The sequence below is a fragment of the Staphylococcus sp. GW821-FHT11H10 genome, from assembly GCF_058807855.1.
Genome location: NZ_JBXARC010000037.1, coordinates 1 through 11793, shown reverse-complemented (window position 1 = coordinate 11793; position 11793 = coordinate 1). Strand labels below are relative to the sequence as shown.

At 30.5% G+C, this 11793-nt stretch carries 12 protein-coding genes; 2 read left to right on the top strand and 10 right to left on the bottom strand.

Annotation, left to right across the window (positions count from 1 at the left end; translation table 11 throughout):
- Nucleotides 1-87 precede the first annotated feature (87 nt).
- The 3 genes from AC1RRU_RS12230 to mutY form a co-directional block, all read right to left on the bottom strand.
- Nucleotides 88-1824, bottom strand: coding sequence for an ABC transporter ATP-binding protein (locus AC1RRU_RS12230; protein WP_011275397.1), 1737 nt, complete (start codon nt 1822-1824; stop codon nt 88-90).
- Nucleotides 1825-1988: 164 nt separating this feature from the next.
- The gene (gene ntdP / locus AC1RRU_RS12225) at nt 1989-2531 is read right to left on the bottom strand and encodes a nucleoside tri-diphosphate phosphatase (protein WP_011275396.1); all 543 of its coding nucleotides are present in this window, start codon (nt 2529-2531) and stop codon (nt 1989-1991) included.
- 122 nt (nt 2532-2653) lie between these two features.
- Complete coding sequence (mutY, locus tag AC1RRU_RS12220) at nt 2654-3700, bottom strand: A/G-specific adenine glycosylase (protein WP_011275395.1); 1047 nt, start codon at nt 3698-3700, stop codon at nt 2654-2656.
- 143 nt (nt 3701-3843) lie between these two features.
- Here mutY and AC1RRU_RS12215 point away from each other — a divergent pair, with 143 nt between their 5' ends.
- Nucleotides 3844-4821, top strand: coding sequence for a metal-dependent hydrolase (locus AC1RRU_RS12215; RefSeq protein WP_011275394.1), 978 nt, complete (start codon nt 3844-3846; stop codon nt 4819-4821).
- Nucleotides 4822-4877: 56 nt separating this feature from the next.
- Here AC1RRU_RS12215 and AC1RRU_RS12210 read toward each other — a convergent pair whose 3' ends face one another.
- From AC1RRU_RS12210 to AC1RRU_RS12180, 7 genes are all read right to left on the bottom strand, one after another.
- Nucleotides 4878-5669, bottom strand: a complete 792-nt coding sequence (locus AC1RRU_RS12210; RefSeq protein WP_493196600.1) for a teichoic acid transporter — start codon at nt 5667-5669, stop codon at nt 4878-4880.
- Nucleotides 5670-5677: 8 nt separating this feature from the next.
- Nucleotides 5678-7189, bottom strand: a complete 1512-nt coding sequence (locus tag AC1RRU_RS12205) for an ATP-binding cassette domain-containing protein (protein ID WP_011275392.1) — start codon at nt 7187-7189, stop codon at nt 5678-5680.
- 15 nt (nt 7190-7204) lie between these two features.
- Nucleotides 7205-7519 carry a YfhH family protein gene (locus AC1RRU_RS12200; RefSeq protein ID WP_011275391.1) on the bottom strand — a complete coding sequence of 105 codons (315 nt, stop codon included), beginning with the start codon at nt 7517-7519 and terminating at the stop codon, nt 7205-7207.
- Nucleotides 7512-8315 carry a recombination regulator RecX gene (gene recX, locus AC1RRU_RS12195; protein ID WP_011275390.1) on the bottom strand — a complete coding sequence of 268 codons (804 nt, stop codon included), beginning with the start codon at nt 8313-8315 and terminating at the stop codon, nt 7512-7514. The genes AC1RRU_RS12200 and recX overlap by 8 nt, the downstream gene beginning before the upstream one ends.
- Before the next feature lie 206 nt (nt 8316-8521).
- Nucleotides 8522-9334 carry a monofunctional peptidoglycan glycosyltransferase SgtB gene (gene sgtB / locus AC1RRU_RS12190; RefSeq protein WP_016931357.1) on the bottom strand — a complete coding sequence of 271 codons (813 nt, stop codon included), beginning with the start codon at nt 9332-9334 and terminating at the stop codon, nt 8522-8524.
- Between the two features lie 290 nt (nt 9335-9624).
- On the bottom strand, nt 9625-10143 hold the full coding sequence (locus tag AC1RRU_RS12185) for a type 1 glutamine amidotransferase domain-containing protein (RefSeq protein ID WP_016931358.1): 519 nt from the start codon (nt 10141-10143) through the stop codon (nt 9625-9627).
- An 89-nt stretch (nt 10144-10232) separates the two neighbouring features.
- A complete protein-coding gene (locus AC1RRU_RS12180; protein WP_011275386.1) occupies nt 10233-10394 on the bottom strand; it encodes an SE1561 family protein in 162 nt (53 codons plus the stop codon).
- 153 nt (nt 10395-10547) lie between these two features.
- Here AC1RRU_RS12180 and yfkAB point away from each other — a divergent pair, with 153 nt between their 5' ends.
- Nucleotides 10548-11687, top strand: coding sequence for a radical SAM/CxCxxxxC motif protein YfkAB (gene yfkAB / locus AC1RRU_RS12175; protein ID WP_176715143.1), 1140 nt, complete (start codon nt 10548-10550; stop codon nt 11685-11687).
- Nucleotides 11688-11793 lie beyond the last annotated feature (106 nt).

Genomic DNA, 11793 nt, shown 5'->3' with positions numbered 1-11793 from the left:
AAAAAGACAATTTCTATATTATTTCAATAGAAATTGTCTTTTTTTCACTTATCCAAGAACTTTATGTCCCGGACTCTCATTTTTTTACTATAAATTTTGTATACTATATAAATGCTCATAAGCACCTTGTTTTTCAATCAACTCTTTGTGCGTTCCTGTTTCTACTATTTCACCGTTTTGCATTACAATTATTTTATCTGCATGTGTAATTGTTGATAGTCTATGCGCAACAATGAGTGTAGTTCTGTCTTTACTTAATACATCTAATGCTTCCTGTATAATTGCTTCGCTTTCTAAATCTAATGCTGATGTGGCTTCATCTAAAATTAAAATTGGTGGATTATTTAAAAAGATTCTTGCAATTGAGAGACGTTGTTTTTGACCACCAGATAATTTTACGCCTCGCTCCCCTACTTCAGTATCATAGCCATCATGAAGATTCATTATAAATTCATGCGCATTTGCCATTTTAGCCGCTTCAATAACTTCTTCTTCAGTAGCATCTGGGCGACCTAGTAAGATATTTTCTCTCACTGTATCTGAGAAAAGAATATTATCTTGTTGGACTAGACCAATTTGATTTCTTAAACTACCAGTAAGAAAATCTTTAACATTATAATCATCTATTAATATTTCACCTTCAGACACATCATAGAAGCGAGGTATCAAGTTAATTAAGGTTGACTTACCACCACCACTCATACCAACAAAAGCTACTGTATCACCTTTATTAATATTAAGATTTATATCTTTTAGTATAGTTGATTCATCTTCATTGTATTTAAAACTTACATTCTTCAACTCAATATGTCCTTGTTTAATTTCAATAGGTTGAGCGCCAATACCATTTTTTATATCATAATCTTCATCCATCAATTGGAATACTCTATCCATTGATGCAAAACTTTGAGTTAGTGTCGTAAAAGAAGAAACCAATCTTCTCAGTGGTCCGAATAATTGTTCCAAGTATCCTACAAATGCAGCAAGTGTACCAACAGTGATTGAACCATTAATGGCTAAATAGGCACCGAAGCCAATGACGATAATTGGTCCTAAATCTGTCACAGTATTAATTGCTGCAAATGAGTAGGCATTCCATGACGTATGTTGAAATGCTCGATTTAAGAAATGTTGGTTTTTATGATCAAAGTTTTTAGCTTCATTATCTTCTATCGCAAAACTTTTAATGACGGACATACCTTGTACACGTTCATGTAAAAAGCCCTGTACTTCAGCTAAAGCTTGCGAACGTTTACGAGTCAATTTTCTTAAACGACCGAAGAAGAAATACACTGTCAAAATATAGAATGGAAAGATGAATATAGCTGCGAAAGTTAACTTAACATCTAGGAAAAACATGATGGATAGTGCAATGACAATTGTTATACAATCTAACCATATGTTCATTAAACCGGTTAAAATAAAATCTTTAGTTTGTTCTACGTCATTTATCACTCTTGAAATAACTTGCCCTACCTGATTGTTCGCATAAAATCTAGCACTTAAAGCTTGCAAATGATTATATAATTGTTTTCGAATATCATATAAAATCTTGTTACTCGTCCATTGTGCAAGATATTGACGTAAGTATTCAATTGGTGGTCTCACAATCAAGAATATAAATAAAGCTATGCCGATAGCTACACTTAGATGTTGAAATTTTTCATTCGTAGAAAGTGCACTATTATTAATAACGCCATCAATTGCATATTTGATAAGTAAAGGAATTAACATAGGAATGCCGAATTTTATAATCCCGATAATTATCGTCGCTATTATACGATATTTGTAAGGTTTAACAAATTCTAAATAGCGTCGTATCATACTAGTCCCCCCTATAATTTTCAATTCAATTTTTTAGAAAATTAATAGAGGTTGAAACTTTCAATTGCAAGCATTTCCTTTTGCAACTTTAAAGTAAATTCAACCTCTGCTTATTATTACTCAAGTACTATAAAACATATATGTAGCAATTACATCTTTTATGCTTAGTAATTTCTAATTTTTTTGTAACGCTCTTTCCAAACTTTTATAAAATCAGGGGCGAACGGACCTTTCTTTTGTTCTATCCACTGCTGTAAAATATCTACATTACGGCGTAAAATAACATCGATATCGTGTGGATAATTCATCTGATTCATATGTTGTTCATACTCATCTTCATCTAGCAGATGATATTTACCATTAGGATAAACTTTAATGTCTAAATCATAATCAATATATTTCAAAGCTTCTTCATCACAAACGAATGGTGATGAAAGATTACAATAGTAATAAATACCATCTTCTCTAAACATACAAATAACGTTAAACCAGAATTCTGAGTGAAAATAAACGATTGCCGGTTCTCGAGTAATCCACGTGCGACCATCACTTTCAGTAACTAAAGTATGATCATTTCCACCGATAATAACATGATCTGTTCCTTTTAAAATCGTCGTTTCTGACCATACTCTATGAATATTACCATCGTGTTTGTAACTTTGAATTTTTATATTTTCGCCTTCTTTAGGTATGGATTCTTTTACCATACTCCACACCACCCTTTTAGTAATTTTCGCACTTTAGATTATATCATAATTTTAATTAAGTCTTTAAAGAAGCGTTACTATTTTTAATATAGCTTCCAAAAATTACTTATAAATTTAAGTTTTCAACCATTTATATGTTTATATATTTTATCCATTGATACAGGTAATGTATATTCATCACGGCGATTTAAATTCATCCACTCAAGTTTATAGTCTTCCATCATTTTTTTAGAAAGAGATACTGTCTCAATTACACTAAATACACTAATATCCCAAGTCATATGAGTGAATTGATGTTTAAGCTTAAATACTATTTCCTCAGCTATTGACAGTGACATTCCTAATTTATTCTCTAATTGTTCCAATGTATTTGGTGCTTCAAACATAGGAAATTGCCACATACCATTTAACAATCTCTCTTGTCGTTGCTCAATTAAATATTCCCCTTTTGCATTTCTAAGTAAAAACACATGTTGCTGAATCGTTTTCTTCTTTATGTTTTTAGTTTTTACTGGTAAATCTAGCACAGTGCCTTCTTTGAAAGCACTGCAATTGTCTTGAACAGGACAGAACAAACACAATGGGTTCTTAGGTGTGCAAACTAATGCGCCTAATTCCATCATTGCTTGATTGAAAGTACCTGAATGATGATAAACATAGGGCTGTAATTCTTTTTCATATGCCTTTCGTGTTGATTGCAATTTAATATCTCGTTGATCATTATTTAATCTAGACCATACTCGAAAGACATTACCATCAACGGTTGCTAAAGGTTTATTAAACGCTATACTCAATACAGCTGCTTGTGTATATGGACCAACGCCTTTAAGTTTTCCAAATTGATCTGGTGTTGAAGGAACGACGCCTTTGTATTCAGATGCCACTTCTTTTACAGCAGTATGAAAGTTACGTGCACGGCTATAATAACCTAAACCTTCCCAATATTTAAGCACTTCATCTTCATTTGCCTGACTCAAGTCTTCTATAGTTGGAAAACGGCTAATAAACTTGTGATAGTAGTCAATAACGGTTTTAACTTGTGTTTGTTGAAGCATAACCTCACTTAACCAAATATAATAAGGATTAGAAGTCTCACGCCAAGGCATTTCTCTTTGATTTTCATTAAACCACTTTATTAAATTCTTTTTAAATGTAGATTCATTTAACATACTTACATCCTTTCCACTCTCATTATTTATTTCATCTAATCGGTTTATAGCAAACTAATAGTATTTTAATAAGTTTCTTAATTTCGTTATTTCAATTTTTAGATTATAATATATATTAAATTAACATGAAAAGAGTGAACGTTATGGATACAGCCACGCATATAGCAATAGGTGTTGGATTAACTGCTCTAGCTAGTCAAGATCCAGCTATGGCAAATACTATGGCAGCTACTGCTACAACATTAATTGCCGGATCGTTAATTCCAGATGGTGACACCGTTTTAAAATTGAAAAATAACGCCACATATATTTCACACCATCGTGGTATCACTCATTCTATACCATTTACAATTTTGTGGCCTATACTGATCACATTTATTATTTATGTTTTATTCCCAGGAGTAGATACAACGCATATATGGTTATGGGCACAGTTAGCAGTATTTTTACATGTATTTGTTGATATATTTAATTCTTATGGTACTCAAGCTTTGCGTCCACTCACAAACAAGTGGATTCAATTAAGTGTTATTAATACTTTCGATCCAATCATATTTATTATACTTTGTGCAGGGATTGTCGTTTGGTTATTCGGTGTACATCCATTCGTAGTATTCTTTCCAATTATTAGTATACTCATCATTTATTATATTATTCGTTTCAAAATGCAGAGTATCATTAAAAAGCAAGCATTAAGCCAGATTAAAGCACAGCATAATCCTGTTAAAATATTTGTGGCACCTACGATGAAATTCATGGAATGGCGCGTTGCTATTCAAACTGAAGAACATGATTATGTTGGAAGAGCATTTGGTCGAAATGTTGTCTTTAGTGATAAAGTTAAACGACAGAAATTTTCTCCAGACACTCTACTCTGGCAGATTAAAAGTAATAAAGACATTAGAACATTTCTGAACTTCTCATCAATTTATCGATGGCAAACTCGTAAGCTAGATGACGACACTACAGAAGTTCGTCTAATAGATTTACGCTATTTAAATAAAGGGCATTATAGTTTTGCTGCAATAGCACATGTCGATAATGATAACAATATAGATCACTCATATATAGGATGGGTTTTCACTGAAGAAAAATTACAAAAAAAATTATATTCTAAATAATTTTTAAAAAGAGTGAACCAGAACCATAAACTACACTATGATTCTGATTCACTCTTTTATTTATTTTTTGTCGCAATTATATTAGAAGAATATTTATATTTTGAATGTGCTACATATCTCATAAGCATAAAATTAATTGCTCCAATCGTTACTATTATTAAAATAAAATAGATATGATATGAAATATTATACATATTCACTACACCATAAATCGTAGAAGTCGCTAATCCATCAATTAAATAAAACAGAGGATTTAACTTTAACAATTGAATCATTAAATTCTCATTTGCAGAAGGAATAAAAATAATAGGTACTATAAAAAAGTTTATAACTACAGCTAACCAGAATATCATAGTCATATTTTTATATATAATATCTAACAATCCTAAAGTAACAGATATGAATATTATAAATAGAATCATCATTATATAAAATACAATAAATGCAGTGAAAGATGCATCGAAATTCACTGGTTTAAACAATAAAGTAATAATTGATAATATACAACAAATAGAACTTCCGATAAGTGCGTTCCCAACTGTTGTTATCAATGGTGTTGATTGAAACGACTTAGTTATTAAATAATCTTGACTATACTCTTTAAAAGATTTAAAAATTGTTGCAAACATTGTAGCAAATGTAATCATAGCAACAATTCTATATAACCACCTAGCTTTACTAATATCTTCAATCTCGATAAACGACAACGTAATTAGTGCTATTAATACTAAGACAAGTTCAGCAATGAAGAGAATTGCAAACCGTTTCCAAGTATCTATTATACGTTGCTTAGTAAACTTTATTAGTGATGGGAAAAGTTTTATATATAATAAAATGTTATCTATCATTTTTACACCTACAATTCAATGTATATCCACTTACTATTTTTCATATCCGCGATTAAATATCCATCACCTGACTTAACAATCCATAAATCTTGATTAATATGATATTTATCTTTAAGTTCGTCTTTATTAATTATTGGAAAAACAAATCCTGTTAATTTATCTTGATCATTAAATAACATTTCTACTGGTTGTTGCGTTACTCCTACAACATATCTAGAATCCTTATTGGGAACAAGTGTTTTTTTAACTCGATCATGTTTTTTATGTAAATGGCTATTATAATAATCTACAAAATTACTATAATTTGATTTCATATATGGAGATAATTTTTTAAATGAATGCGACTCATATAAAGCTGCTGGGTTAAAATATTGTAGTTTATGTTTTTCTACAACATAATCTTGATTATCGATATTAACACGGTATTTTTTTGAATTTTCACCTGTTATTGTTAAAAATGCGTATTTAGGAACTTTTGTATTAGAATCACCATTTAACGTTATCGAGTCGTCTAATACGATTCCATATGCCAATTTTTCCTCAAATGGGTCTTTATTTTCAACTTTCTTTTGAGCTTCTATTATAGGAACATCAAAGCGTCCAATGTTATTAACGACTAATGCTCCAACGATGGCCAAACAAATCAAGCTTGCAATTAAAATCGTCCAAAACCTCACGACAAAATCAGGAACTTTCGCATGTCTATATCTTTCTACTCTTTTAAAGTTATAGCTCATTTCAGGGAGTCTACTACGACTTTCTTTCCAATCTAAATCAAAATTTTGCTGTTCTTCATCATTTCCTATACTCATTCGATCTTGCTCATGTTCTTTAAACACAGGTAAAACTTGATTTAGTGAACCTTCCATCCTCACTTGGCCATGTGAAATCCATGCTACATAATTACTTACTTTTTCAACTTTTTCAAGATCATTATCGATGAATACTAACGAATTATTATCGTTAACATAGTCTTTCGATAATTGTTTTGCTTTTTCTAAAAAATCTTCATCAAGATGTTCAATGATATGGTTCAAAATAATCAATTCTTTTCGACATACACGTGCAATGCTTAAGATTAATTGTGCAAAATCAGAATGACTAAGCATATTTATATTAAACGTAGACTTATCATCTAAATGTGCAAATTTGATAATTTGATCAACACTGTGTGATGTTGTTTCGTAAGAAAATAATCTTTGAATTTCTTTTACATATTGTCGCACTGTTAAATGTATTAAATGTTTGTCTTTTATATCACCATAATAAGTAGAGACCGATTTATTAATTTTACCTCTATCAGGTTTAATGTCACCAGCAATTATCCTACCTAATAAAGTTTTAGAAGCCCCCGGCTCGCCAATAATGGCTAAAGCCTCACCTTGATATATATGTAGTGAAATATTGTTTAATTCTATGTCTTCTGCGGCATAACCAAATGGTAAATACCACTTTCTATTTTTCTTACTTCTATAATAATGCGTGACATTGAGCATTTTTAAGACTATTGAACTTCCCATTCATGTTACATCCTTCTAAATTTTTAATAAAGCGAGTGGCAATCCTTCTTCAGGGATCTTACTATTAATTCTATATCCCCATGCAAATACACCTTTTAATCGTTCGACTTTGAAGTATTGGTCGCTTCCATCATTAAGTTTATACATTCTACCAAGCACTACCTTAGTACGATCGACTAAGTAACTTTCAGCAATGATGACTTTACTTTGATATACATCGTACTCATTCATGATGCCATTCATTTCAGCTTTACGCATTTTTTCTTTATATGTTTGTATTTCATGTCTTAATTCTTGCTCAGACATTTCACTTAGCTTTTTATCATTCATCTAAAATACCACTTTCTTCTAATTTTGATTTAATTTTATCATATTTATATCCTTTTCTCATAAGTGACTCTATCGTCTTCATTACTAATTGTTGTCCGTCATACTTACGTCTTTGCTTTGTATATACTTTTTCAAGATCTTTTTGCAATAAATCATCTAATATATTTTCATCTTGTTCAAAATTTAATTCAGCTATTGCCTGTTGTACAACATCCATAGAATATCCTTTTTGAATTAGACTTTGAAGTACCTTTTGACGTATTTTAATTTCAGGGCCTTTTTTAGTTTTCATAATTTTTTTGGCAACCTCAATAACTGCTTCAAATGATTGCTCTTCTTCGTAAATCGGAACATATGTATTTATAATATTAGGTTCAATTCCAACTTGATATAATTTCTGTCTAAAAATTTCAGGACCTTTGTCAGTAGTGTTTATCATCGTATTCTTTAAGCTTTCAGCATAATCTTCATGGTTAATATACGATTCTCTGTAACAATAATCTATAACTTGTTGGATTGCTATGTCACTTATTTCATTTTGTTGCAAATGTTGTCGCACTTCTTTTTCAGTTCTTTTTTTATATGATAAGTATTGGATTGCCATATTAATACCTAAACGATAATGCTCATATTTTTGAATATTCTCCATATCTGATGGCTCAAGAATTTGACCTTTTTTTAAATTGAACCTTACAAGTGTATCAATATCTATTCCCATTTCAAATACTTCATCTAAGAATAAATTAAATCGCTCTTTATTATTCTTTTGTACTTCTATTTTCGTAATTTTTGTCATACACCCACCACCTTCACTTATAAATATGTTCTCTATTAACTCATTCAGTTTAAGATATTCTAACAAACATTATTTTATATCACTTATCGCATTACACAAAATGTTTTACCTATATAAAAAGTCCTCATAAAGTTCATTTATATAATGAATACTTTATGAAGACTAAATTATAATTACGAATTTTGTCTGTACGCATGCAAAACAAATCAATAGTTATTTAGTTGACTTAATGCCTCTTGATATTGGCTATCAGATATATATTCTTGTTGTTTCATTTTTTCAAGGTTTGTTTTAATTCTATTTTTAAAGTTATCAGACATATTACTTATATCATAAACACTAGGTGCATTGACCTTACTAGCTAATATCGCACTTTGTAATACTGTAATTTGAGACATACTATCACTATTTTTATTTACTGTCGTACCAAAATAGTAATTGGCGGCACTTTCGATTGTATATTGATCGCTACCGTAATAAATGTTATTTAAATAGAAACTCAATATTTCATTTTTACTATATTGTTGTTCTACTTTATGTGCTACAAACAATTCTTTTAATTTTCTAGTGAAAGAACGTTCATTATCATAATAATAATTTTTCACAGTTTGTTGCGTAATTGTACTTCCACCTTGAACATCTCTATCCCCAATCGTTGAAAACAATGCTCGTGTTGTACCTTTTACATCAAAACCGTGGTGTTTATAAAAACGTTCATCTTCCATTGAAATAAATGCACCTTTTACATAATCAGGCATATTGTCTGCAGATACATAACTGCTTTTATTTTCAATAGTTTTAAGGTCATCAACATTTGCTCTAGAAGATAAGTAATACATTAATCCGATAAACAATGCAAATATGAAGACAAATATAATAAACAGACGTAAAAATATACGTTTATTCTTTTTCTTTTTAGGTGGTTTACCTACAGGTTGATAATACGTATTGTAATGTGGTTCATTACGGTATTGTGAATGTCTCTCAGGCGAGTTGTTCATTCTTTGGCTTCTTTTCATGCGGTAGCTCCTTTACTTAAACTCACTCTATATTTGAGAGTTTAACAGTAGTTCTTATAATAAGCCATACTTAAAGTGAAAAATCGGTCCCAGGGTGTATGAGAATATATGGCTATGAGACCTATATCTGAAGTTAAGTCATTAAATTACTATAACTAAATTTTTGAATACAAAAAAGAACCGAGAAAAGACATATTAAAGTCTCTTCTCAGTTCATTAAATATTGCGAATTTGTAAAATTGACGTATAAGAATATATCGAATAATATTCAAGCTTTACATCAACAAGATTTATGCTTGAAGTTGTTTAACAATTTCTCTGTTAAAATCGTCTAAGTCATCTGGTGTACGACTAGTTACGATATTTTTATCAACTACAACTGATTCATCTACTACGTTTGCACCAGCATTTGATAAATCTTTACGTACATTAAGTACAGCTGTTAACGTGCGTCCATTTAAATCATCAGTATCAATTAATATTTGAGGTCCGTGGCAAATTGCAAATGCTGGAACATCATTTTTAGTGAAGTATTTAGCAAACGTACCATATCGACCTTCTGCATCTCCGCGAAGATGGTCTGGTGAGAATCCACCTGGTATTAGAAGTCCATCATAATCTTCTGGTTTAGCATCAGCAATACTTACGTCTACAGTAACTTTTTCACCATGCTTACCTACTACTTCAGCATTTGCAGTATCACCAATGATTTCTGTTTCAAAACCAGCTTCTTCAATTGCTTCTTTAGGGCTAGTTAATTCAATATCTTCAAATTCATTTGATAAGATAATTGCTACTTTTTTAGTCATGTATTAATCACCTTTCTTGTTCGAATTATATTTATTATATAGACGAAATAGAAGGATATTAAACATAGTTGAACTTAAACGGCTATTATTTAGTTAGACACTTGCTTTACTTTTTCTTCTAATTGATCTAGTAAGCCAATCCATTCATCAATGTCTTCAACACTTACTTCATCAGGATTAACATGATCAATATCTTCTAAGAATTTTGATAATCTCGTTTTAATTTGTTCCATTGTTTGTTGTTCATTCATAAATGTTTCTCCTTTTTTATATGAGTTTATTTAACAATACGTTAATTTTATCCTAACAGAATTTGACAAAAAGGGATATAATCTTAATAATGTTTACTGTACTTTTGCAACGAATAGAGGAATTTTTTTAGTTTAGGAGTAATAAATATGTGGATGACAAATCAGAAAAAACCCATTTCAATTTCAAATGATCCTTGGGAAACTTATAACGATATTGAAGACTACGGACAGTTGACGTTGAGTAATATAGAATTTACAACCTCAACGCTATGTAATATGAGATGTAGCCATTGTGCAGTTGGTTATACATTACAAACCAAAGATCCGGATGCATTACCTATGGATATTATTTATCGTCGTTTAGATGAAATACCTCAATTAAGAACAATATCAATCACGGGCGGAGAACCAATGTTCTCAAAGAAATCAATTAAAAATATCGTTAAACCCTTATTAAAATACGCGAAAGATCGAGGTATTTATGTTCAAATGAATTCTAATTTAACGTTACCACAAGATCGTTATTTAGATATCGCGGAATACATAGATGTTATGCACATTTCACATAATTGGGGAACTATACAAGAATTTACTGATGTTGGCTTTGGCGCCATGAAAAAACAACCACCTTTAAAAGCAAAATTAAAATTATATGAACAGATGTTAGACAATGCGAGCACCCTATCAAGTCAAGGTATGTTTGTATCAGCTGAAACGATGTTAAATCAGAGTACTTTACCTTACTTAGATAAAATTCATAAAGAAATCGTTAATGATATGAAATGCAGTCGTCATGAAGTTCATCCTATGTACCCAGCGGATTTCGCAAGTCAATTAAATGTGCTTTCTCTAAAAGAAATGAAACAAGCAATTCATCATTTATTAGATATTCGAGATGAGAATGTATGGATGCTGTTTGGTACGTTACCTATCTATCCATGTATTAATGACGAAAATGATCAAGCACTATTACAACGCTTAAGAGATGCAAAAAATGTGACAACACGAAATGATCCAGATGGACGAAGTCGCTTAAATGTAAATGTGTTTAGCGGAGATGTCATTGTAACAGACTTTGGAGATGAAAATGGTACCATCTCAAATATAAAAACAGACAAATTGACTGATGTATTTAATAAATGGCTCACTTCAGATTTAGCAAAATCGTTAAATTGTCATTGTGAGGCATTTCATTGTTTAGGCCCTAATGTATTAGTGAAAAACATGTATTATCCAAACACTGATTTCAAACAGAAAGAAATAGAAATGCACACAGAAAATATTTTTAGTTAAGCATCAATAATTCACATATATCTATAAACTAAGAGTCCGGGACATAAAGTTCTTGGATAAGTGAAAAAAAGACAATTTCTATTGAAATAATATAGAAATTGTCTTT

Coding starts and splice junctions, on each gene's coding strand:
- AC1RRU_RS12205 (WP_011275392.1), bottom strand. CDS start 7,189: ATGGGAAGTTCAATAGTCTTAAAAATGCTCAATGTCACGCATTATTAT.
- recX (WP_011275390.1), bottom strand. CDS start 8,315: ATGACAAAAATTACGAAAATAGAAGTACAAAAGAATAATAAAGAGCGA.
- ntdP (WP_011275396.1), bottom strand. CDS start 2,531: ATGGTAAAAGAATCCATACCTAAAGAAGGCGAAAATATAAAAATTCAA.
- AC1RRU_RS12215 (WP_011275394.1), top strand. CDS start 3,844: ATGGATACAGCCACGCATATAGCAATAGGTGTTGGATTAACTGCTCTA.
- AC1RRU_RS12180 (WP_011275386.1), bottom strand. CDS start 10,394: ATGAATGAACAACAAACAATGGAACAAATTAAAACGAGATTATCAAAA.
- AC1RRU_RS12230 (WP_011275397.1), bottom strand. CDS start 1,824: ATGATACGACGCTATTTAGAATTTGTTAAACCTTACAAATATCGTATA.
- sgtB (WP_016931357.1), bottom strand. CDS start 9,334: ATGAAAAGAAGCCAAAGAATGAACAACTCGCCTGAGAGACATTCACAA.
- AC1RRU_RS12185 (WP_016931358.1), bottom strand. CDS start 10,143: ATGACTAAAAAAGTAGCAATTATCTTATCAAATGAATTTGAAGATATT.
- yfkAB (WP_176715143.1), top strand. CDS start 10,548: ATGACAAATCAGAAAAAACCCATTTCAATTTCAAATGATCCTTGGGAA.
- mutY (WP_011275395.1), bottom strand. CDS start 3,700: ATGTTAAATGAATCTACATTTAAAAAGAATTTAATAAAGTGGTTTAAT.
- AC1RRU_RS12210 (WP_493196600.1), bottom strand. CDS start 5,669: ATGATAGATAACATTTTATTATATATAAAACTTTTCCCATCACTAATA.
- AC1RRU_RS12200 (WP_011275391.1), bottom strand. CDS start 7,519: ATGAATGATAAAAAGCTAAGTGAAATGTCTGAGCAAGAATTAAGACAT.